The 23,061-nt window shown below is 53.7% G+C and carries 24 protein-coding genes; 7 read left to right on the top strand and 17 right to left on the bottom strand.

All coding sequences use genetic code 11. From position 1 onward, the window contains the following. Positions 1–27 precede the first annotated feature (27 nt). The 12 genes from holB to yceD form a co-directional block, all read right to left on the bottom strand. Entirely contained in the window at positions 28–927 is a 900-nt protein-coding gene (gene holB, locus ACTUJZ_RS01580; protein ID WP_463634505.1) for a DNA polymerase III subunit delta', read from the bottom strand. Further along, entirely contained in the window at positions 918–1,541 is a 624-nt protein-coding gene (gene tmk / locus ACTUJZ_RS01575; protein WP_463634504.1) for a dTMP kinase, read from the bottom strand. Before tmk ends, holB begins: the two co-directional genes overlap by 10 nt. Positions 1,542–1,550: 9 nt before the next feature. Further along, complete coding sequence (mltG, locus tag ACTUJZ_RS01570; protein ID WP_463634503.1) at positions 1,551–2,606, bottom strand: endolytic transglycosylase MltG; 1,056 nt, start codon at positions 2,604–2,606, stop codon at positions 1,551–1,553. Then, positions 2,593–3,396, bottom strand: coding sequence for an aminodeoxychorismate lyase (pabC, locus tag ACTUJZ_RS01565; RefSeq protein ID WP_463634502.1), 804 nt, complete (start codon positions 3,394–3,396; stop codon positions 2,593–2,595). Before pabC ends, mltG begins: the two co-directional genes overlap by 14 nt. A gap of 117 nt (positions 3,397–3,513) precedes the next feature. Then, positions 3,514–4,752 (bottom strand): beta-ketoacyl-ACP synthase II, encoded by a 1,239-nt coding sequence (gene fabF, locus ACTUJZ_RS01560; RefSeq protein ID WP_463634501.1) that lies wholly within the window; start codon positions 4,750–4,752, stop codon positions 3,514–3,516. 73 nt (positions 4,753–4,825) lie between these two features. Continuing rightward, positions 4,826–5,065 (bottom strand): acyl carrier protein, encoded by a 240-nt coding sequence (gene acpP, locus ACTUJZ_RS01555; protein ID WP_044056889.1) that lies wholly within the window; start codon positions 5,063–5,065, stop codon positions 4,826–4,828. A gap of 199 nt (positions 5,066–5,264) precedes the next feature. Continuing rightward, a complete protein-coding gene (fabG, locus tag ACTUJZ_RS01550) occupies positions 5,265–6,005 on the bottom strand; it encodes a 3-oxoacyl-ACP reductase FabG (RefSeq protein ID WP_463634500.1) in 741 nt (246 codons plus the stop codon). A gap of 17 nt (positions 6,006–6,022) precedes the next feature. Then, a complete protein-coding gene (gene fabD / locus ACTUJZ_RS01545; protein WP_463634499.1) occupies positions 6,023–6,940 on the bottom strand; it encodes an ACP S-malonyltransferase in 918 nt (305 codons plus the stop codon). Between the two features lie 39 nt (positions 6,941–6,979). Then, positions 6,980–7,945 (bottom strand): beta-ketoacyl-ACP synthase III, encoded by a 966-nt coding sequence (locus ACTUJZ_RS01540; RefSeq protein WP_463634498.1) that lies wholly within the window; start codon positions 7,943–7,945, stop codon positions 6,980–6,982. After that, a complete protein-coding gene (gene plsX / locus ACTUJZ_RS01535) occupies positions 7,942–8,967 on the bottom strand; it encodes a phosphate acyltransferase PlsX (protein ID WP_463634497.1) in 1,026 nt (341 codons plus the stop codon). Before plsX ends, ACTUJZ_RS01540 begins: the two co-directional genes overlap by 4 nt. 20 nt (positions 8,968–8,987) lie before the next feature. Further along, positions 8,988–9,158, bottom strand: a complete 171-nt coding sequence (gene rpmF / locus ACTUJZ_RS01530) for a 50S ribosomal protein L32 (protein ID WP_139756505.1) — start codon at positions 9,156–9,158, stop codon at positions 8,988–8,990. A gap of 3 nt (positions 9,159–9,161) precedes the next feature. After that, complete coding sequence (yceD, locus tag ACTUJZ_RS01525) at positions 9,162–9,689, bottom strand: 23S rRNA accumulation protein YceD (RefSeq protein WP_463634496.1); 528 nt, start codon at positions 9,687–9,689, stop codon at positions 9,162–9,164. Positions 9,690–9,851: 162 nt separating this feature from the next. Between yceD and ACTUJZ_RS01520 the strand changes: the two genes are divergently transcribed. Continuing rightward, positions 9,852–10,472, top strand: a complete 621-nt coding sequence (locus ACTUJZ_RS01520; RefSeq protein ID WP_463634495.1) for a Maf family protein — start codon at positions 9,852–9,854, stop codon at positions 10,470–10,472. Here ACTUJZ_RS01520 and ACTUJZ_RS01515 read toward each other — a convergent pair. Both ACTUJZ_RS01515 and rluC read right to left on the bottom strand, forming a co-directional pair. Further along, the gene (locus tag ACTUJZ_RS01515) at positions 10,454–11,107 is read right to left on the bottom strand and encodes an HAD family hydrolase (protein ID WP_463634494.1); all 654 of its coding nucleotides are present in this window, start codon (positions 11,105–11,107) and stop codon (positions 10,454–10,456) included. The two genes, ACTUJZ_RS01520 and ACTUJZ_RS01515, sit on opposite strands and share 19 nt — an antisense overlap. Further along, positions 11,104–12,048: a 23S rRNA pseudouridine(955/2504/2580) synthase RluC gene (gene rluC, locus ACTUJZ_RS01510; RefSeq protein WP_463635222.1), complete on the bottom strand. Its 945-nt coding sequence runs from the start codon at positions 12,046–12,048 to the stop codon at positions 11,104–11,106. The genes ACTUJZ_RS01515 and rluC overlap by 4 nt, the downstream gene beginning before the upstream one ends. A gap of 608 nt (positions 12,049–12,656) precedes the next feature. Between rluC and rne the strand changes: the two genes are divergently transcribed. Together rne and ACTUJZ_RS01500 are read left to right on the top strand one after the other, a co-directional pair. Beyond that, positions 12,657–16,013: a ribonuclease E gene (gene rne, locus ACTUJZ_RS01505; protein ID WP_463634493.1), complete on the top strand. Its 3,357-nt coding sequence runs from the start codon at positions 12,657–12,659 to the stop codon at positions 16,011–16,013. 50 nt (positions 16,014–16,063) lie between these two features. Continuing rightward, positions 16,064–17,047 carry a phosphotransferase gene (locus ACTUJZ_RS01500; RefSeq protein WP_463634492.1) on the top strand — a complete coding sequence of 328 codons (984 nt, stop codon included), beginning with the start codon at positions 16,064–16,066 and terminating at the stop codon, positions 17,045–17,047. Here the strand turns inward: ACTUJZ_RS01500 and ACTUJZ_RS01495 are convergent. Next, positions 16,986–17,939, bottom strand: coding sequence for a LysR family transcriptional regulator (locus ACTUJZ_RS01495; RefSeq protein WP_463634491.1), 954 nt, complete (start codon positions 17,937–17,939; stop codon positions 16,986–16,988). The two genes, ACTUJZ_RS01500 and ACTUJZ_RS01495, sit on opposite strands and share 62 nt — an antisense overlap. A gap of 84 nt (positions 17,940–18,023) precedes the next feature. Here ACTUJZ_RS01495 and ACTUJZ_RS01490 point away from each other — a divergent pair, with 84 nt between their 5' ends. From ACTUJZ_RS01490 to ACTUJZ_RS01475, 4 genes are read left to right on the top strand one after another with little or no spacing between them, the layout of a single operon-like run. Beyond that, entirely contained in the window at positions 18,024–18,824 is an 801-nt protein-coding gene (locus ACTUJZ_RS01490; protein ID WP_463634490.1) for a class II aldolase/adducin family protein, read from the top strand. A gap of 5 nt (positions 18,825–18,829) precedes the next feature. Beyond that, on the top strand, positions 18,830–19,741 hold the full coding sequence (locus ACTUJZ_RS01485; protein WP_463634489.1) for a bile acid:sodium symporter family protein: 912 nt from the start codon (positions 18,830–18,832) through the stop codon (positions 19,739–19,741). 43 nt (positions 19,742–19,784) lie between these two features. Next, positions 19,785–20,234: a YaiI/YqxD family protein gene (locus ACTUJZ_RS01480; RefSeq protein ID WP_463634488.1), complete on the top strand. Its 450-nt coding sequence runs from the start codon at positions 19,785–19,787 to the stop codon at positions 20,232–20,234. Between the two features lie 29 nt (positions 20,235–20,263). Then, complete coding sequence (locus tag ACTUJZ_RS01475; protein WP_463634487.1) at positions 20,264–20,767, top strand: GNAT family N-acetyltransferase; 504 nt, start codon at positions 20,264–20,266, stop codon at positions 20,765–20,767. Between the two features lie 71 nt (positions 20,768–20,838). Here ACTUJZ_RS01475 and ACTUJZ_RS01470 read toward each other — a convergent pair whose 3' ends face one another. Beyond that, positions 20,839–21,645, bottom strand: a complete 807-nt coding sequence (locus ACTUJZ_RS01470) for a substrate-binding periplasmic protein (protein ID WP_463634486.1) — start codon at positions 21,643–21,645, stop codon at positions 20,839–20,841. Positions 21,646–21,656: 11 nt separating this feature from the next. Beyond that, on the bottom strand, positions 21,657–22,775 hold the full coding sequence (locus ACTUJZ_RS01465; RefSeq protein WP_463634485.1) for a porin: 1,119 nt from the start codon (positions 22,773–22,775) through the stop codon (positions 21,657–21,659). Positions 22,776–23,061: the final 286 nt, after the last annotated feature.

Below are 23,061 nucleotides of genomic sequence, written 5' to 3'. Positions count from 1 at the left end.
TCAATAAAAATAAAACGACAGTCTGGCTTACAGGATGGTGTTGGCCGGGTATTTTAGTTCGGCCAGCAGACTGCTTAAGATCATAATTTTGTTCACGCCGGGGTTTTGCATAGCCTGTTGCGCCCGGGCGCAAGCCTGGTATAAGGCAAAATCCTGAGGCTGACTGTGCTGACAGTAGGCACTGTGCGCGTGCTGCTGCAACCAGACAGCCACCTGCGGCCCGGCTTTTTCCCAGCGACTGGCCAGGGTGACAGCATCGGCCTGTCCAGCCAGCAAGGCCTCCAGCCCTTCGCTGAACTGGCGAAAGCTGATGCCCTGAGTATCTTCCAGGGCCTGCTGAACATGCAACGGTGCCCCGCCATAAGCGGCCAATAGCGCCGGGGTGGCTTCGGCAACACCTGCCTGCTGCAACCATTGTAAAGCGGTCTGCTCATCGGGTCGCTGCAACAGATGTTTTTCACATCGACTGACAATAGTAGGCAATAAGCGCGCCAGCCGGTCGGTGACCAGAATCAAATAGGTGTTGCCGGTGGGCTCTTCAAGGGTTTTCAACAGTGCATTCGACGCCGCCTCGGTCATAGTCTGAGCGGCCGGGATGCACAATACCTTGTTGCCATTGAGCTGCGCGGTGGCAGTCAGCCGGCCAATCCCCTCGCGCACCTTATCAACCCCCAGCTGGCGCTCGCTGGTCAGGTAGCTAAAATCTGGATGGGTTTCTGCCGCAAAAAGGTGACAGGACTGACATTGCCCGCAACTACCCTGCGCTGATGGCTGTTTGCATAACAAGGCCTGCGCCAGTTGCATGGCCAGCTGCTGTTTGCCAATGCCCGCCTGACCCGCCAACAGCAGGCCATGATGCAAGCGGCCGCGCGCACGGCGCGCTACCAGCTGGGCAAAGGTCGGTTGCAACCAGGGCACTAAGGACATGTGACAAAGTCCTGAATATGACGGTCCACCGTGGCGTGAACCTGCGCCATCGGCTGCATGGCATCCACCGTAATAATGGTGTCTGCTTGTTCGGCCAATGCCAGATAGCGGGCCCGGGTACGCTCAAAAAATGCCAGCCCGGCCTGCTCAATGCGATCCAGTTCGCCCCTCCCCCGCGCGCGCTCCAGACCGGTAGCCGGTTCTACATCCAGATACACAGTCAAATCCGGTGTAAACCCTTGCAGAGTCAGCTGGCTCAACGAGTCGAGCAGCGCCTGTGGCAATTCGCGCCCGCCCCCCTGGTACGCCTGCGAAGAAAGATCATGGCGGTCTCCGATCACCCACTGCCCGGCCTCTAGTGCCGGGAAAATGCGGTTGACCAGCAGCTGACGGCGCGCCGCATACATCAGCATGAGTTCGGTTTCTTCAGCCACGGTTTCGTCCCAGGGCTGCTTAACGCACTCACGAATGGCCTCAGCCATGGGCGTGCCACCGGGTTCGCGGGTGGTAATACAAATGTGTCCGGCAGCTTCAACTGCAGCTACAATCCGGGCGATGACCGAACTTTTGCCAGCCCCTTCAAGCCCTTCCACCACAATAAATTTTCCACGCATATGCTTCTACTACCTTTGATTAAGCTGATATTTTCGCACTGCCTGATTATGTTGATCAAGGGAGCGGGAAAATTGGTGCGAGCCATCGCCGCGGGCGACAAAATACAGGGCTTGGGTTTCTTCTGGCTGCAACGCTGCCAGAATTGCCGGACGCCCGGCCATGGCGATAGGCCCTGGTGGCAGGCCTTTGATAACATAGGTGTTATAGGGTGTTTTTTGCCGTAAGTGAGCGCGGGTCAGGTTGCCGTCAAAAGCCTCACCCAGCCCGTAGATCACCGTGGGATCGGTTTGCAGACGCATATTTTTATTCAGACGATTGACAAATACCCCGGCAATTTTGGCCCGCTCAGCGGGCACCGCGGTTTCTTTTTCGATAATGGAGGCCAGGGTCAGCGCTTCAAACGGACTGGCCAATGGCAATTTCCTGGCACGTTGCGGCCACTGCTGCTGCAAAAAGTCCTGCATCGCCTGCATGGCCCGATACAAGATGGCCGATGCGCGAGTATTGGCGGTAAAATGGTAGGTATCTGCCAACAATAAGCCTTCCAGACTGGGCGGCGCCCCTTGCGGCTGCTCAACGTTGACAGGATTGGCACTAACGGCATCTGCTGATTCGCTCCAGCGCGCACGTAGGGCCTTGAGGGTCTGGGGGTCTAAATCAAAATCGATTTGGTCGTGACTGGCCAGGGCTGTTTGCCATTGAGCAAAAGTCAGCCCTTCCACCAGACTGATGGAAAACTGATGTTCATCACCACTGGCCAATAGCGCAAACACATCTGGCAGTGTCATAGATGGGATCAGCTGATAGGTGCCGGTGCGCACATGCTGGCCGCTAAATTCTAGCTTAAGCCACAGCCTGGCGCTCAGATCGCTGATATCTGTAAGACCCGCCTGTTGCAACTGGCTTACCACACTGTGGCCGGTGGCTCCGGCGGGGACCGTAAATAAGGTCGGCTGGTCTACTGCAATCGGGCTATCCAGCTGTTGTTGCCAATAACTGATGGCACCGGCTGTCAGTGCCAAAAGCACTATCAACGCCAGCAACAGTCCTTTAATTCGAGTCATATTCGTCCTGATAAGCATATTGAAGTCGCGCCGCCAGCGAGTGCGCCGCAGTGATATCCAAGGCCCGCCCCTGCCAGGTATGCACCGGCACAATCTGCATCAGAGCATTGGACAAAAAGATGGCATCAGCCTGCTCCAGCGCAGCAAGCGGGTAATCCCCGGTGTGCACCGTAACGCCTTGGGTCGCCGCGTGGGCCAAAATAAACTCGCGCATCACACCGGCCACACCGCAACGGGTTAATGATGGCGTGTGCCACACACCATCGGCCTGCCAGAACACATTGGCAGCGCTGGCTTCGATAATATGCCCCTGGCTATCACAGACCATTACATCATCGACATCACAGCCCTGCATCGCTCGTTTTACCAACACTTGCTCTAAGCGATTGCAATGCTTGAGACCGGCCAGCAACGGCTGCTGCGCCAGCTGCACCGGGCTCAACCCCAGCCGGATCCCGTGTTGCCGCCACTGCCCATAGTGCGCCGGCCGCGGATGAGTGGAAAAATGCAAACTGGAACTGACCGGGTTGGGCCGGACATAACCACGGCCGCCATTACCGGCGCTGACCAGCAGCTTGAGCGTGCCTTCTTGCAGCATCTGAGCATGGTGACGCATGGTCTCGGCCAGGTTAGCGCCATCTGTTAACTCCATGCCCAACGCTTTAGCATTGTGAAGCAAACGGTCAAGATGACGCTGGTATAGTGCAATACGACCACCTTCCACCGACATGGTAGTAAAAATGGCATCACCGTAATTAGCGGCACGGTCGTTCAGGGCAAATTCGGCCACCGCTGGCAGTCCTTTTTGGGCAATAGAAACAAGGCTGGCCAGTATAACAAGCCATACAGGCAGGTGGTAGCGTTCAAAAAGAGGAATATAGCAGCGCCGGACGGCGCTGCCTGATAGTTACAGCCGTTTGAAAATCAGGGTACCGTTGGTACCGCCAAAGCCAAACGAGTTACATAACGCGTAAGGCGATTCAAAGGCTTTGGCTTTGTGCGCCACAAAATCGAGGTCACAGCCTTCACTGGGATTATCCAGATTGATGGTAGGCGGTGCCAATTTGTCGCGCAGGGCCAGAATAGTAAAGATCGCTTCCACTGAGCCGGCTGCGCCTAACAGGTGACCGGTCATGGATTTGGTGGAGCTGACCATTAAATCATAGGCATGCTCACCAAATACCCGTTTCACCGCACCCACTTCGGCTTTGTCACCGGCTGGGGTAGATGTACCATGGGCATTGATATAACCCACTTCTTCGGCAGCAATCTTCGCATCACGCAGCGCATTATCCATCGACGCCGCAGCACCTTCGCCATCTTCGGGTGGTGACGTCATGTGATAGGCATCGCCACTCATACCAAAGCCTACCAGCTCGGCATAAATGGTGGCACCACGTGCTTTGGCTGCTTCGTATTCTTCCAGCATGACCACGCCAGCACCTTCGCCCATAACAAAACCGTCACGGTCCTGATCCCAGGGACGGCTGGCAGCCTGCGGGTTGTCGTTACGTGACGACAGCGCCCGCGCCGAAGCAAATCCGGCAATCCCTAATGGCGTGATGGACGCTTCTGCGCCACCGGCCAGCATTGCATCGGCATCACCATAAGCGATGGTACGCGCCGCAATGCCTAAGTTGTGGACACCCGTAGTACAGGCAGTCACCACATTCAGGTTCGGGCCTTTGAATCCTTCCATAATGGAAAGAAAACCGGAAATCATGTTGGTGATGGTAGAAGGTACAAAAAATGGTGATACCCGCTTTGGCCCGCTGTTGAGCAGTTTAAGATGATTCTGCTCAATCTGTTGCAGTCCGCCGATGCCTGAGCCAATCGCCACACCCACGCGGTGAGCATTAGCGGCAGAAATGGTCAGACCCGAGTCAGCCAGCGCCTGTTTACCCGCTGCTATACCTAGCTGGATAAACCGGTCCATTTTTTTGGCCTCTTTTTTATCTATATATTCTTGCGGGTCAAAATTATCAACCTGACCAGCAAAACGAGTCGAATAGTTACTGCAATCAAAATGGGTTATTTCACCGATGCCGCTGTCACCCGCTAAGATAGCCTGCCAGGTTTGTTCAACCGACGATGCTAAAGGGGACAACATGCCAAGACCAGTAACCACTACGCGACGTTTTGTCACACAAAAGCCCTCGCATTGGAACTAAGGTAGGAAATAGAAAACGGCTCATGGTGAGCCGTTTTGCTAAAAGTTATTACGCGTCTTTATTAGCGTTGATGTAGTCGATAGCTGACTGAACAGTAGTGATTTTTTCTGCTTCTTCGTCAGGAATCTCTGTGTCGAATTCTTCTTCCAACGCCATTACCAGCTCTACGGTATCAAGTGAATCCGCGCCCAAGTCATCAACAAATGAGGCTTCAGGTTTTACTTCTTCTTCTTTAACGCCAAGCTGTTCAACGATGATCTTTTTAACGCGTTCTTCGATGTTACTCATAATTCTAGGTTTCCCTTAACGTAACTAGATATAAAAAGTGCCGCTAGTTTATTTTGCAAGGCTACTGCTTGCAAGCGCCAGACTAAACTAATTTTCTGGTCTAACCAGCAACGATCCAGAGGTTTTAATAAATTATTAATATTTGCATAACGCAACCTGAGTCACATTATACAGCGTTGCTAAAAGCGACAAAGCGCTTTTAGCTCATATACATACCGCCATTCACATGAATAGTTTCACCGGTAATATAAGCAGCGCTGTCGCTCACCAGAAATGCCACCGTAGCAGCAATTTCTTCGGGACGGCCTAACCGATTGGCTGGAATATCTTTGAAGATAGCTTCCTTTTGCTCATCCGATAATGCTTTAGTCATGTCAGTATCAATAAAGCCTGGTGCCACCACATTGATGGTGATCCCACGAGAAGCCACTTCCCGTGCCATTGACTTACTGAACCCGATCACACCGGCTTTGGCTGCAGCATAATTGGCCTGCCCCGGGTTACCGGTGCTGCCTACCACAGAGCCCACATTGACGATCCGTCCATGCTTTTTCTTCATCATGCCGCGTAAAACTGCTTTCGACAAGTTGAAAATGGCAGTTAAATTGGTATCGATGATATCTTGCCACTCATCATCCTTCATCCGCATAAGCAAATTATCACGGGTAATCCCGGCATTGTTGATCAGAATATCAACCCCGCCGAAGTCTGCTTTGATGCGCTCAAGCGCCTGATCTATTGACGCTTTATCGGTCACATTCAGACATAAGCCTAAGCCACCGTGAGCGCTCAGATAGTCGCTGATAGCCGCGGCGCCATTATCGCTGGTTGCTGTTCCAATCACAGTGGCGCCCTGCTCGGCTAACTGCTGGGCAATGGCCTTACCGATTCCACGGCTGGCCCCGGTGACCAGGGCAACTTTGGAAGCTAACTGGGTCATGCACAGTTCCTTATTTTTTATTCAAAATCTGCAGGGCTGTTAATGCTGCCTGCATCAATAGATTTATCAATACGCTTAATCAGCCCGGTTAACACTTTGCCCGGGCCCACCTCATAAATGGTGGTCACGCCCTGCTGTGCAAGCTGCTCAATGGTTTTGGTCCACTGTACCGGGCAGTATAACTGGCGAATCAGAGCATCGCGGATGCGCGCCGGATCAGTTTCAGCAGCCACATCCACGTTGTTGATGACGCTCACTTGCGGTGCCTCAATGGTGATATCGGCCAGCGCGGTTTCGAGCTGGTCGGCCGCCGGGCGCATCAGTTCACAATGCGAGGGCACACTAACCGGTAATGGCAGCGCGCGCTTGGCACCGGCTTCTTTACATGCGTTGGCCGCCTGCTCGGTGGCCGATTTTTCGCCGGCAATCACCACCTGCCCCGGAGAATTGTAATTCACCGGAGCAACTACTTCCCCGGTAGCGATGGCGGTTTGCTGACAGATATCAGCAATGGTGGCGTCATCTAAATTAATGATGGCATACATGGCACCAGCACCCGCTGGAACAGCCGCCTGCATAAAGCGGCCCCGCGCTTCTACCAAGCGCACAGCTTCAGCAAACGGCAATGCGCCGGCACAGACTAACGCTGAATATTCACCCAGGCTGTGGCCAGCCAGATAATCGGCGGTTTTGCCCTGGGCCTGTAGCAGACGGAAGATTGCAACACTGGCTGTGAGCAGCGCCGGTTGGGTAACGTGCGTCTCATTCAGCTTACCCTGGTCATCGTTTTGGACCAGGTCCCATAAATCATAGCCTAGCGCTTCAGACGCCTCGGCAAAGGTTTCTTTGACAGCCGGATAGGCGTCAGCCAGCTCAGCCAGCATGCCAGGTGTTTGTGAGCCCTGACCGGGAAACACAAATGCGGTTTTGCTCATGATGATTCCTTATTCTTTATCTTGCAACACACAGCCAGCTTAATAGCGTACCAGAGCCGATGCCCAGGCAAAGCCGCCGCCAAAGGCTTCCAGCAGTAAATTCTGGCCGCGCTGGATACGCCCGTCACGAATGGCGGCATCTAACGCTGTGGGCACGGTGGCCGCTGAAGTGTTGCCGTATTTTTCGAGGGTCATGACCACCTGATCCAGTGACATATTCAGCTTTTTCGCGGTGGCTTTGATAATTCGGAAATTTGCCTGATGCGGCACCAGCCAGTCAAGATCAGACTTTTGCATATTATTGGCTTGCAGGGTTTGCTCTACCAGCTCGGACAACTTTGTGACCGCGACCTTGAATACTTCATTGCCTTTCATTACGCCCCAGTTGGCATGCACAGACGCTTCATCGCCCCGTGTAGGATTTCCTACATACAATAAATCTTTATAGGAGCCTGCAGCCTGAATATGGGTAGACAAAATCCCTGGCTCGTCACTGGCTTCGATAACTGCAGCACCGGCGGCATCACCAAATAAAATAACCATGGTGCGATCGTTCGGGTCGATCAAGCGGCTGAGGCAATCAGTGCCCACAACCAGAATGCGCTTGGCCATACCGGATTTAACATACTGGTCAGCCACACTTAGGGCATAACACCAGCCGGCACAGGCCGCCGCCACATCAAATGCGGGGATGCCGTCGATACCCAGATAATACTGAATTTCACAAGCTGTGCTGGGCAGCGCATAGCGGCCACTGGTGGTGGCGCAGACAATCATATCAATGTCGCTGGCTTGCAGGCCGGCGGCATCCAGGGCCTGGCGGCAGGCTTCGGCGCCCATCGTAGCAGCTGTTTCATCTGCGCCGATAATGCGACGCTCTTTAATACCCGTGCGGTCTGTGATCCACTCATCAGTGGTATCTACCATAGATTCTAAATCTGCGTTGGTTCGCACATCGCTGGGGTAATAACTGCCCGTGCCAATAATTCGTGAATAATTACTCAAATTTGCTCCAACAAAACCGTTTCTATTTTGCTTTTTATTTTTTCCGGAACCCGTAAACGCGCTTCCTGCATCGCCTGTAAAATAGCGTAATAGAAGGCATCGGAAGACGCGTTGCCGTGACTCTTGATTACAATGCCGCGCAATCCTATCAGACTGGCGCCATTATACTGGTCGGGGTTCACGCGATTATAAATAGTTTTTAGTAACGGTAGCGCAATTCGCGCCATGGCCCGGGTCCAAAAATTCATAGCTGACAGGCGTTTAACCTCGGTCGCCACCAATTTGGCCAGGCCTTCGCTGGATTTAAGTGCCACATTGCCGGTAAAGCCATCTGTCACCACCACATCGGCATAATCGGTGAAAATATCATCACCCTCTACATAACCGATATAGTTGAGCGCTGCCGACTGACGGATTTGCTGGTCCGCCACTTTAACCAGGGCATTACCTTTGATGTCTTCTTCGCCCACATTAAGTAAGGCGACTCTGGGCGAGGTTTTGCCCATCATCTCTTCGGCCAGTACCGACCCCATCACCGCGTACTGAAACAGGCTGTCGGAGGTACAGTTGACGTTCGCGCCTAAATCCAGCAGCAGGACTTTATGGTGGCCCGCGGTAGGCATGAACGACACCAGTGCCGGGCGGTCGACCCCTTGCAGGGTTTTTAACAGGCAATAGGCCATGGTTAGCAATGCACCAGTATTACCCGCACTAACACAGGCATCGGCGCGGCCGGACTGCACCAATTCAATGGCACGGCGCATGGAAGAATCTTGTTTTCTGCGTAAGGCGAATGCCGGAGCGTCGGTCATTTCCACCACATCCTCACAGGCTTCAATGGTCACGCGGGCTTGTTGTTCAGCAGTCAGTTTGGCAACCGCCGGCTCGATAATCTCGGCCTGGCCACACAAGATAAAGTGAAAAGAGGAATGTTCGCGGATTGCCCTGAGACAGGCAGAGAGAATAACAGGGGGACCATGATCGCCCCCCATGATATCTAACGCTAAGGTTAGCTGAGACAAAATATTGTCACCAAACGTGATTAACGTTCGATAACTTTTTTGCCTTTGTAGTAACCGTCAGCGGTTACGTGGTGACGACGGTGCGTTTCACCTGATGTAGAGTCGACAGACAAAGTTTCGCATGTCAACGCATCGTGTGAACGACGCATACCGCGCTTCGCACGCGTTTTACGATTTTGTTGTACGGCCATAACTTACTCCTGGTCTCGCTTAAGTTCTTTCAAAACCGCGAAAGGGTTTGGGCGCTCTTGTTCCGGTTCGATTTTGCCAAATGTCATATCATCTTCACCAATTGAGCACTCCTCCTCTGCATGAAGGGGCACAATCGGCAGAGAGATAATCAATTCGTCTTCAAGTAACTGAAGCAAATCGATCATTCCGTGGTCATCGACCTCTACCGGATCGTAAGCTTCGGGTAACATATCGATATCGTGTTGCCCCTGCACTGGGCTGTAACAAAAATCGACGTTCAGCGAATGGTCAAATTCACCGTTACACCGTTGACAGATAAGTGTCACCTGTGTGCTTAGATGACCGTGAAAGACAGTAAGACCCTGCGCGTCTTTTGCAAACTGTACTTCGGCGTCCACCCACTCATCACAGCGGACTACAGCACCGAGTAAACGGCCCATGTCTTTGCTGGCGAACACGCCCTGATAATCAGAACGCTTAACCGCGCTTTTAACCGGGTCGATTTGGTGTGGTAATTTCACTTTCTGCATAGGGCGCGAATAATATAGACTCCATCCATGGCTGTCAAAGGATTAATGGGTTTTCTCCCGGAATTCTTACCGCATATAACCGGTCATCAAATGCACTGGCTTTTGTTCGTTGGCAGCGGCGGTTACACTAGTGGTAAATGTATTTAAATCCCTTGAACCGGTATGCTCTCACTGATCCTTGCTTCTTCGTCTAAATACCGCCAGGCCCAACTGGCCGCACTTGGCCTGCACTGCCCAGCCATCGCACCAGACATCGATGAACAACCGTTTGCTGACGAATCAGCAGAAGCTGTCGCGCGCCGGTTAGCGTGTGCCAAAGCCACCACCGTTGGCCAGCGCTATCCGCAGGCGTTGACCCTGGGCTCTGATCAGGTAGCAGTGGTCATGGTAGATGGGCAGGCGCGTCAATTGGGTAAACCCGGCACAGAAGCTCGCGGCTGTGAGCAACTGACGTTATGTAGCGGGAATATTGTCACCTTTTATTCTGCACTGTCGATATATGACGGGGCCACCGGCCAGGCCATCACTGACACGGATATCACGCGGGTGCATTTTCGCCACCTGACCGACGCCGCCATTGCTGCTTATATAAAGGCAGAACAACCACTGGATTGTGCCGGCAGTTTCAAAGTAGAAGGCCGCGGGGCGTTGTTATTTGAGCGCATTGAGAGCCGCGACCCCAATAGCCTGATTGGCCTGCCGGTGATGCTACTGCGCGATATGCTGGCCCACCATAATATTGACTTACTGGCACTGGCGACCGCTCAGCCGGCCAGTAAATAAGCCTGCAGTTGGGCCACCGAGTCAACCATTGCCACCGGCGTGTGCTGTTTTAAACGCTCTGCGTCATGCACACCGTAGGTCACCGCAATGCGATCCATGCCTAACTGCTCGGCCATCTGCATGTCATACACCGTATCGCCAATCATGACAGCCTGGTCTGCAGACAGCCCGGTTTGCACCAGCAATTGTTCCAGCATATCCGGCGAGGGTTTGGATTGCGCCTCGCAAGCGGTGCGGGTCGCGACAAAATACTGCCCGGTGCCGGTATTGGCCAGCGCTCTATCCAGCCCGCGCCGGGCTTTGCCGGTAGCTACCGCTAACTGGCGCTGCTGATTATGCAAAGCGTCGAGTAATTGCTCGGTGCCGTCAAACAGCGGGCATGGTGTGGCATCCTGCGCGACAAAATTGTCTTTATACGCCGCGAACAGCGCTTCGATAAGCGCGTCATCCTGTAGAGCAAACAAGCGCGCAATGGCCGGGCGCAGGCTGATGCCAATGATATCGGCCACCTGGGCCGGGCTAGGAACCGGTTGCTGGCAATCCCGCGCAGCCTGCTGCATACAACTGATGATCTTGGCTGCCGAGTCCATCAGCGTGCCATCCCAGTCAAAGATAATTAACGAATACGGCTTCATGCTAACTGCTCCAGCGCACCACGTAACTGCGCATCAAGTGGCGCATGAAACGTCACCTGCTCATTGGTTTGCGGGTGAAAAAACTGGATACTGGCAGCATGCAAAAACAGGCGGTTAAGCCCGCGTATTTTCATGGTCTGGTCAAAATCGGCATTGCCGTATTTGGAGTCCAGTGCAATCGGATGGCCGGCGTGTAAACAATGCACCCGGATTTGATGGGTACGCCCGGTAATGGGTGACGCTTCTACCAGGGTGGCATCGGCAAAGCGTTGCAGGATGCGATAACGGGTTTCCGAGGGCTTACCTGCCGGGTCCACCGAAACCAGACGCTCGCCTGACTGCAGCACATTTTTTTGCAGCGGGGCTTTTACCTTAAACCGGTTTTCCGGCCAGCTGCCGGCTACCAGGGCCTGGTAACGTTTATCCATCTGCCCTTCGCGCAATTGCTCGTGCAGGCTACGTAAGGCAGAACGGCGCTTAGCGATTAAAATACAACCAGAAGTATCGCGGTCCAGCCGATGCACCAGTTCTAAAAATTTGGCGTCAGGCCGTAATGCGCGCAACCCTTCGATCAGGCCAAAATTAAGCCCGCTGCCACCATGTACTGCCAGCCCAGACGGCTTGTTCATCACCAGCAGACGGTCATCTTCATACAGGATGTGCGCTTCCAGTGACGCTACTGTGGCCAGTTTTGGATTGGGCTTATCACTGGCTGGCTGGGTGCGCACCGGCGGCACCCGTACCACATCCTCGGCCTGTAATTTGTATTCGGGCTTTACCCGACCTTTATTGACCCGCACTTCGCCTTTGCGCAAAATGCGGTAAATCATGCTTTTGGGTACCCCTTTTAACTGGGTACGTAAAAAATTGTCGATACGCTGACCGGCCAGTTCGGCGTCGATGGTCACAAATCGTACTTGGGGGGAGCTTTGTTCAGTCATAGGCGCAGAGTATAAAGTATTTTGCCAGCCTTCTCCTAACATCATTTTTGCGACGCCCGAAAAAGCCGTAAGCGCTGGCCAGTTTTTGCGCTGCAAGCCACGTAGAATCTCACATGCAGACAGATTCATCAGGCCCGAGTTTCTTTCCTTGCTTAATTTTGCAATTTGGTGCGATAATCAAGAGGATTTAACAGGTTAGAACACCGTTATTTCGGTTAAAACAACCATACGTAACAGCCGCAATGATTCGGCAGCCTAATATCATTGCCTGATGTGAGTTGCATAGGTAGTACTAAAACCTATGCTCACTGAGAATATTGCGGCACCAAAATACCATGTTCGCCGTTTAGCCATACAGAATTGAAATGACGATCGCTGGCCGCCTGAGGCCGCTGGCGATATTACCAACAAGATGTACAACAGGGCGGGTCGTTCCCGACACCTATGAGAATACAGCGCCGGCACGCAGGAATACAATGCCAGGCACCATGGGTAATACGACACAACAACAAGGTCCACATATTGCCGGGAGGCATCATGCTGAGGGTTTGCACATGTCAGTTTAATTTTGTGTCTGAACGGCTGTATAAAAAACAGAGTTAGATACAATGAAAAGAATGTTAATCAATGCAACTCAGCAAGAAGAGTTGCGTGTTGCCCTGGTCGATGGGCAACGCTTGTATGATTTGGATATCGAAAGTCCCGGTCACGAACAAAAAAAAGCCAATATATACAAGGGTAAAATTACCCGCGTAGAGCCCAGCCTGGAAGCTGCGTTTGTTGACTATGGCGCCGAGCGTCATGGCTTCCTCCCGCTAAAAGAAATTGCCCGTACCTACTTCCCGAAAGGCTATAAATTCGAAGGTCGTCCTAATATCAAGGACGTGATCAAAGAAGGTCAGGAAGTCATTGTTCAGATTGATAAAGAAGAACGTGGCCAAAAAGGCGCCGCGCTGACGACCTTTTTATCCTTAGCCGGTAGCTATCTGGTACTGATGCCCAACAACCCTCGTGCTGGTGGTATCAGCCGCCGTATCGAAGGCGATGAGCGCACTGAACTTAAACAGGCACTGAGCAAACTTGAACTGCCAGACGGCATGGGTCTGATTGTACGCACCGCCGGTGTGGGCAAATCCTATGAAGAACTGGAATGGGATCTGCGGGTGCTGCTTAAGCACTGGGACGCGGTGAAAGAAGAAGCAGACAAGCGCTCTGCCCCGTTTTTGATTCACCAGGAAAGCAATGTCATTGTGCGTGCCATTCGGGATTATCTGCGCCGTGATATTGGTGAGATCCTGGTGGACAAGGCTGATATCTACGAACAGGCTCTGCAGCATATCGAGCTAGTGCGCCCAGACTTTGCCAGCCGCGTGAAAAAATACGAAGGCGGTGTGCCTCTGTTTAGCCACTACCAAATTGAAAGCCAGATCGAATCGGCGTTTCAGCGCGAAGTACGGCTGCCTTCAGGCGGTTCGATTGTGATCGATCCCACTGAAGCACTGACTTCTATTGATATTAACTCGGCACGTGCCACCAAAGGCGGTGACATTGAAGAGACCGCGTTTAATACCAACCTTGAAGCAGCCGACGAAATTGCCCGCCAGTTGCGTTTGCGCGACTTAGGGGGCCTGGTAGTTATCGACTTTATCGATATGACCCCGGTGCGCCATCAGCGCGAAGTAGAAAACCGCTTGAAAGAAGCTGTTCGCTCAGACCGTGCCCGGGTTCAACTCGGCCGGATTTCGCGCTTTGGCCTGTTAGAAATGTCCCGTCAGCGTTTGCGTCCGTCACTGGGTGAGTCCAGCCACCATGTGTGCCCGCGTTGTTCTGGCCACGGCACCATTCGGGGTACCGAGTCGCTGGCACTGTCGATTTTGCGCATCATCGAAGAAGAAAGCATCAAAGACAATACGGGGCAGATTGTAGCTCAATTACCGGTACCGGTTGCCACTTACCTGCTCAATGAAAAGCGTAAATCAATCAATGTGATTGAACAGCGCCACAATGTGCAGTTGGTAATCATCCCCAATCCCAATCTGGAAACGCCCCACTATGAAGTGACCCGGCGCCGTCCTGATGAGGTGGTAGATGATGCCAGCCATGGTCTGGCGTTAATTGAAACGCCCACCAGTGAAGCTGACAAGCCAACCTCAGCCCCGGCGAAAAAACGTGAAGAGCCAGCCATCAAAGGCATGGTAGCACCGGATGCTGCGCCCAAAGTGGCGCCAAAGCCGGTGGCTCAGCCCATCACCGAAGCTGACAGCCCGTCATTATTGGGCCGCTTATCCAAGTGGATCGGCAGCTTGTTTGGCGATGACGAATCCGCTAAAAAAGCGCAGGAACAGGAAGAAGCCGAACGTGCCGAGCGCGAACGCGAGCAGCGCAATAAACAGCGTAACCAGGGCAATCGCCAGCGTAAACCACGCAACAAACAACAGCGTGGCAGACGTGACGAGCGTGATGCCGGCACCGAGCGCGATGATAACAAAGGCCAGGTCAAAAGCGGTCAGGACAAGCGTGGTAACAAGCCAAGCGGCAATAAAAAACCGCGTCGGCCAAATCGCGATGAGCGTGGCAGCCGTGATGACAAGCCAGCAGATAATAAAGCTGCCGAGCAAAAAGACCTGAATGAGAACAAGCCGCGTCGTGAGGCCAAGCCTGAAGGTAAAGCCAACAAAGAGGACACTGCGCAGCAGGGTCAACAGGACCAGGCTGCCAGCCAGAAGAAAAAGCAGGTTGCTGAGCGTCGCAAGCGCCGTGATCTGCGCCGTTCTGTGCGGGTAGACAGCGAAGGCCAGAATGTCCCGTTAAAAGAAGTAAAAGCAACGGCTCCGGCGGCTAAGGCGCCAGCGTCTGCACAAGATACGCCAGCGCAGGAAACCGCTAAATCAGCGCCTAAGCAAGCTAAAGCAGCGCCTCAGGAACAGGCTGAGCAGCCTGCGGCAGAAGCCACTAAGCGCCCTGCTGAAGCGTCTGCAGAGTCTGTGGACAACGCCAATGAGGTAACAGCAGCGGTTGAAACAAGCAGCGATGACAAGCGCGAGGCCAATGGTGGTCGTGGGCGCAGCCGCCGTTCACCGCGGCATGTGCGGGCTGCAGGTCAGCGCCGTAAAAAAGAGCAGACGGATAATGGCGTAACCGCTGAAAACACCGAGGCGACCATCGCCGAGCCGGTCACTGAGCCAGGCACCATGCAGGCGGATGACACTGCTGCGCCGCGTTCGGGTCAGGCCCCGCGCAAAATGACAGCGCAAACTGCTGAGCCGGTAGAGTATGATGCAAAATCAGCAGCGGGTGTAGCCATGGCCGACCAGCCAGAGTCTGCTGATGACCAGGCCAGCGACAACCAGGCAGCGGCAAAATCATCGCCCGCACCAGTTGCAGAGCAGGAACCGGCTGAGCGACAGGCACCAGCCGCTGAAGCTCCGGTTGTTGAAGAGAAATCTGCAACCGAAACAGCTGCTCCGGCAGCCGAGTCAGAGGTGCAGGAAACGCTGACAGCGCAAGAATCACAAGATGCGCAGGCAGATGCTGAGCAAACCATTGCCACGCCGGTGACGTCAGCTGATCAGGTAGACAGCCAGGCACCGCAGCAAAGTGAGCTGACGTTAGATGTGCCAAAGCACGATGCTCCTGAGCAGGTTGCATCACAGCAGGATGAACCAGAGCAGGTAGCACCGACTGCTGCGCCGGCTAGCCGCAAACCACGCCAGACAGTACGTGCCGCTATCAGTGATGAAGCGCCCAGCGTGTTAGCTGCCAGTGGCCGGGGCAAATTTAATGTCTCGCACCCTACGGCCCTGCCAGCGGCGATTGAAGCCGCGTTTGAAGAGCGTGATCTGGTGGCTCGTGACGACAGCAGCCGTCCGAATGTACAAACTTGTGGACGTTCTGCCAAACGTGCCGATGCCAAATCTCAGGCTTCGGCACCGGCCACCAAACCTGGTAGCTCAGACGCTGCCTGATAACCCTGCCAAACGGGCGGTCTGTTCCTCAGATCGCCCTTTTTTGTTCTATGTCTGATTCTATCCAACCTGCTTTTACCGATTGGGTCTGCCAGCAATTGCAGTGCGATTCGTTGTGGGATGTTGAGCTACTGCAACAATTGTGGAGTGGCTATGGCCAGTGCTTTCGATTCCGCTGTGCGCGCTTTGCAGCGCCACTGGTGGCCAAGGTGATCGGCCCGCCGGCCAGTCCCTACCACCCAAAAGGCTGGTCCAGCCCGCACAGTCACAGCAGAAAACTTACCTCCTACGCAGTGGAGCAGCGATTTTATCAGCACAATCAGGTCTTACCCGGCGGACCGGCGATGCCAGCGCTGATTCACACTGCTTGTGACGGCGATAAGCGCTTATTGGTTATGAGTGATTTGGATCATGCTGGCTTTGCGCGACGCTGCGAAACATTACAGATTGCTGAGGCGCGCACCGTGCTGACTTATCTGGCAGACTTTCATGGCTGGTTTTTGCGCCGTCCGGTGACCGATTTATGGCCTCGCGGGACCTACTGGCACTTACCCACTCGTCAGGCAGAATGGCAGGCCATGCCCAACGGTCCGTTAAAGGCACGGGCCGGTGCCCTGCACCAAGCGTTGGCCGCCGCGCCTTTTCAAACTGTGGTGCATGGCGATGCCAAGGTCGCCAATTTTTGTTTTCGCCCGGATATGCAGGCCTGTGCCGCAGTGGATTTTCAGTATGTGGGCCAGGGCACTGGGGTGCAGGATGTGGCCTATTTTTTAGGCAGCGCATTATCACTTGAGGATCTGCAGTGCGCCACACCGGCATTACTGGATCATTATTTCAATGCCTTACACCAAGCCCTGTCAGGCAGTGCCATTTGCGCCCAACAGGTGGAGGCCGCCTGGCGTCCGCTGTTTGCGGTCGCCTGCGCCGATTTTCATCGCTTTTTAGCCGGCTGGAGCCCGCAGCACTGGAAAATTAATGACTGGCTGAAGGCGCACTCTGATGAAGGTCTGGCGCGTCTGTCGTCGCACTACTGATTGCCGCCGCTTCAACCAGCCAGGCTCTGACCTGCGCCAGTAACGGGTCCTGTTGAGTGGCACAATGCCAGTACATATGCACCGCCAACGGCGGCACCTCAAAGGGCAGCGGGCACACCGCAACGGCCACCGACTGGCGAATACAGCGCGCGTAAGCCTGCGGCAGCGTCAATACCAGGTTGCTAGTAGCGGCCAGTCGGGCAGCAGCCAAAAAATGACTGCAGGTAAACGCAACCTGGCGTTGCCGGCCATTTTTGGCCAGTGCCATATCCACCTGGTTGATGTGGGAGCGCGGCGCGCTCACTACCACATGCTGAGCCTGGGTGTAGCTAGTCAAACTGGGATGACGCACCAGTGAATGATCCGGCCGGCACAGCATAACAAACGGCTCCTCGACGATTTTTTGCTGGCAGATGTCACTGCTCACCGGCATCAGCGCATCCACCGCCACATCAATCTCGCCCCGGGCCAATAAGGTGGGAATATCATCCAGTGGTGCCGGTACACTGCGAGTTTTTACCCGGGGTGCCTGTTCGCATAAATGCTGCTGTAATGGCGGCAGCCACCACCATTCCATAATGTCCCGTAAACCCAAACTGATGGTACGGCTGGTCAGTGCCAGCGCCGGCGACCAGGGCTGTAGCGCACTGATGTGCAAAGTATCAATGGCCTGACTGACCACCGGCACAAGCTGATGACAGCGTCCGGTGGGGACCATGCGCCGGCCATGCCGTTCAAATAATGGGTCGTCTAACATACTGCGCAACCGGCCCAGGGCATGGCTTACCGCAGGCTGGGTCAGGTGCAAGTGGTCCGCAGCCGCGGTAATAGACCCTTCCCGGTAAATGGCAATCAGCACCACAAACAAATTCAGATCCAGCTTACTATGCATCAGATTAATAACACTGCATTAACAATAATCACTTTTATTTATCATACCCTCCGCTAAGCTGTACAGCAAAACAAGGAGACTTCCATGCTCGATGACACTCTGGCTGCCCGGCTAACCAAAGGCAGCGACCGCTTCAGCCTGTTTGCCCCACCCGAATTTGATGACCTAGCAGCCCGCCAGACTTACGAAAAACAACGTCTGGCCGGTGCCTTTCGAATTTTTAGCCAGCACGGCTACGATGAAGGCCTGGCCGGTCATATCTCTTTACGCGACTGCATTGACCCGGACACATTTTGGGTCAACCCGGTGGGCGTACATTTTGGTTTGATTAAAGTCTCTGATCTGGTGCGGGTGTCGCACAGTGGTGAAATCGTGGAGGGTCAGGCGCCAATCAACAATGCCGCGTTTGCCATCCACTCACGCATCCATGCCGCTCACCCCGGGGTGAATGCAGTGGCCCATGCGCATACCGTCTACGGACGCGCTTTTGCCGCATTGGGCGAGCCGCTGGCGCCACTGTCTCAGGATGCCTGTATGTTTTTTGAAAACCATGGGCTGTTTGCCGAATTTGATGGTGTGGTGGCAGATACCAATGAGGGAGATGCTATTGCTGCCTGCCTGGCGGACAATATTGCGGTAATCCTGCAAAACCACGGGCTGCTAACCGCCGGCCACACGGTGGATGCCGCCGCAGCGAACTTTTTGCTGCTGGACAGTTGCTGCCACAGTCAGCTGCTGGCTCAGGCCGCAGGCCCGTTAAAGCTGATTGATGAGGCCACAGCCCGCAAAACCCGTGCGGTCAATGCATCAGACCTGGTGACCTGGGGTAATTTTCAGCCGGTGTATCAAAAATTACTGGCTGAAACTCAGGACTTTCTGGAGTAACACAGATGCAAGGTGGCGTTATCATTGACTGGGTGTTGCCGTTGGCACTGGCAGCTATCATGTTTGGCATTGGCCTGGCATTGCGGGTGCAGGACTTTCGTCGCCTGTGGCAGGCCCCTGCGCCAGTGCTGTTGGGGCTGGCCGGTCAGCTGCTGTTGATGCCGGCTACCGCCATTGCTATTGCGATGCTCTTGCCGGTGCCGTCAGAAATCGCCATTGGCCTGGTATTACTGGCAGCCTGCCCTGGTGGTACTATGTCCAATGTGATGAGCCAGTTGTTGAAGGCAAACCTGCCGCTGTCGGTGAGTCTCACCGCGCTATCTACCTTACTGTGTGTGCTGACTACGCCCTGGCTGGTACAACTGGCTCTGAGCTGGTTTGGAGAAGACACAGCCCAGCCATTCTCGGTATGGCAGGTAGGCGGCAATATTGCGCTGATTGCATTATTACCGGTATGCCTGGGCATGGCCGTGGCGTATGGCTTGCCGGGCTTTGCCCAGCGTTCGCAGCCAGTGTTTGCGCGCTTTTCCTTATTGTTTTTAGTGGTGCTGGTACTCACCATGATTTGGCGCGAATTTGCCACCTTGCGCCAAAGCAGTGTGCTGTTGGTGGGCAGTGTCGGCCTGCTGAGCCTGAGCACCTGCCTGCTGGGCGGTTTTTTGGGCCGGCTGTGCGGGCAACCGCTGCAAACCTGTAAAACCCTATGCATTGAAGTAGGGATCCAAAACGCCGCGCTGGCCATGGTGATAGCCATTTCGGTTCTGGATATGCCGGCAGTGAGCCTGGTGGCCGGCCTGTATGGGCTTATTATGTACCTGGCGCCCTATCTTATTTGCCAGTGGCTGGGACACGGCCAGCCACTGGCAAATAAGATAGGGCGCAGGCCAACTCCGGCGCGTAATAGCAGTGTACATTAGCGAGCAATCAGGTAAGCTTACCAAAAAAGCATGAGGAGCCCTGGTGACACTTTGGGTTGATGCGGATGCCTGCCCGGCACCGATTAAAGAAATTTTGTTTCGCGCAGCACAGCGCACACACACCGACACAGTGTTGGTGGCAAACCACTATATGAAGACCCCGGCGACCAAATATGTGCGTCTGTTACAGGTAGCTAGCGGTTTCGATGTAGCTGATAATGAAATTGTGCAGCGTTGTCAGCCCGGTGAGCTGGTGATCACCAGCGATATTCCGCTGGCGGCTGAAGTGATTGAAAAACAATGCACCGCATTAAGCCCGCGGGGTGAATATTATACCCGTGACAATATTCGCAGTCGGCTGAATATGCGTGATTTTATGGATACCCTGCGCAGTAGCGGGATCCAAACCGGCGGCCCGGCGGCTTTGTCCGAGGCCGAAAAACAGCAATTTGCCAATCAGTTGGATCGCTGGTTACAGCAACACCGGGCCTGAGTGGGCAAAAAGAACAACAAAGACAGAATATGGACATTCGAATCATTCCGCCGACACCGGCTTTTGAACAGTGTTATCGCCAGTATATTGTTGAGCTGGGCGATGAAGAACGCTATCCCATGCCCATGGATTTATGCCATGCGGACTTTGCTGGCCTGATTGCCACACTGGAATCTTTTGCGGCCGGTCACAATTTGCCCGCAGGTCTGGTTCCCAATTCTACCTTTTGGCTGATTTGCAACAACCAACTGGCCGGGGTGGCCAACCTACGACATCATCTGAATCCGGCGCTCGCTCATGCTGGTGGCCATATCGGCATCGGGATCCGCCCGTCCTTCCGGCGCTTGGGGTTAGGCGCGCTACTGTTGGCTTACACACTGCAGCAGGCTAAGGATTTACACATCAAACCGGTGCAGGTGCACTGCCATGCAGACAATCTGTCTTCGGTGGCGCTGATAAAAAGTTGTGGTGGTTTGCTGGATAGCGCGGAAGAGGTGGATGGGATGCTGGTGCAGCGATATCTGTTTGGCTAGCACGGCTTCGGCGCAGTACTAGCCTGTCAATGGCAGGCAGCACCCACCCGGGTGCTGCGCCGATGTGCTGACTAGCGCCGGTCGTAATTTACCGGTTTTTTGGGATGCTGATAAAAGCCCTCTTTTAATAAGCGCTTAAAGCGCTGCATTTTACCTTCCAGAGTCATTTGTTCTAAGCCTCTGTTGAACAGTTCCAGAATCAGGCGGCTGTTTTTTCGACCTTTGGGTACCAATAAATGCGTGGTCACAGTGGCCAGATAGGTATCCAGAGGCATTAACTGACGGCGCTGTTGGTCAGAAAACTCTCGTTGCAGCAAATACCAGCCGGTCAGCTCATCGACCGGAAAGACATCAATCTTGCCTTCCAACAACGCATTAAAGTTGGCTTCATCTGATTCAAACACCTGCACATTTTTGCCCTGCTCAATGTATTCGGCAATCTCGTCGGTATACAAATAGCCTTTGGTCACGCCCATCTTGTATTGCTTCAGATCCTCCAGCGTTTGCCACTCTTTCAGCTGGCCATCTTTGCGCACATATAAAATCAGATTTTCGGCGGTAATAGGCTTGCTATGCCAGAACTCGTCTTCACGGGCACGCACATAGTTACCGTAGGAGACCGCATCGTAGTCGCCCTTGCGCGCGGCTTCGATGGCGTCATCCCATTGCAGGGATGAATATTCGATGACCACACCGGTTTCTAAAAACGCCTGATTGATGATGTGGTTGATATAACCATTGTATTCCATCTCGGTGGAGGTATACGGCGGATATTCAGAGGTTGCCAGCTCCAGTTTGAGCCAGGCATGAGCCGCACTGTTGGCACTAAATAACAGCGCGGAAGCAACAAATAAGACACGGGTTAGTAGTGAGCGCATAACAAAACCTTTTAAAAATAAATCCCTAAACTGATATTAAGACGATGTGTGGTGTCTTGCAGTCCACCCAGGTCCAGGCCAATGCCCGGGCCGCCGGAGAACCACATGTTGCGGCCTCGGATACTATCAACATACACAAACAGTTTATCCCAGCCAAAACTGCAGCCATTTACCCACTGTGACGAGGTTTTTTCGTTATCCACATCGCCACTGACCTGACTGTATTCGGTGTAACAGGTCACATCTGACACATTTTCAAATTTATAGGGTACGGTGTAGACCAGATTGGTCATAATGCTCGACCCTTCTGCAACCTGCAAAAACGGAAAGGTAAACGATGACATGGCAATCCGGTCGCGCAGCTGCCCTTCTGGTGCCTCAAGGTCATAGTCAAAATCAATATACTGCAATTCAACTTTGAACGGCCCCTGTATATGGCGCAGGTGCAAGGCATAAGCTGACATGTCACCGTGTTCCAGCGTGTCCAGGTTCAGGATATCGCCGTACTGAAAGGAGACCCCCACATCGGTGGAAGCGCCGTCGATCCAACGCCCGGTGTAATTTGCCCGCAGGTTGTACTGACCGTCTTCCTGGTTGCGGAACTCACCGTCATCAGCCACATCAAAGGTGTAGCGGCCAAAGGTAGCGGCATCATTGTACTCATCATTCAAAAAATATCCGGCATGAAAATCCCAGTTGCCCCGGGTGTAATTCGTGGTAAAGCCGGCATCATAATCATCTTCAAAGCCGATGTAATAATTAACCGAAAACCAAAAACTGTTAGACGCAAAGGGCAATAAACCAAACGGCACTTTGGTGATGCCGCCGGTTACACTGAGCTCTTCATCGAATGTATAGGTAAGATCGGCATAACGCACGGTATCGAAATCAACATTTTCGTACCAGCGGTACTCAGCTTTATAGGAAAACTTATCCAGCTCCCCGGATAAGTTGAGCCGCAGCGATTCAAATTCAAAGCCATCGCGGATTTCAGATTCCTGCCAGTCGAGATGGCCATAGTTGACTCGTACATGGCCGCCAATATCCACTGGCAGCTCGTCAGCAAAGGTGGGCGAGGCAGCCAGCGTACTGAGAAACAGTACAGAATACCCGGTGATTGTGTGTTTCATTTATACACCTTGTTTAAAATGGTTTTTATACTGTGCATAAGCGTTACAGGCGCGGTTCCTGACGCCAGCGTCACAGGGGCGGTATGGTGCTCATCAGGGTAACGATGAGCGCTGCCGCAATGGATCCACAGCCAGGGTGTGTGGCAAGGCCGCAATCCATTTGTTTGAACACAAAAGGTATCGCTGAGCAGCGCAAAAAGATCAATTTGTTTACCTGCCAGACCAATAACTTACCGTACAGTGCCCGGGGCTAAGCAAGCTGCAGCGCACATCAGACAAGGCTTGC

It is taken from the genome of Alteromonas sp. WD8-37 (assembly GCF_055326825.1).
This window is presented reverse-complemented; position numbering and strand designations above follow the sequence as displayed.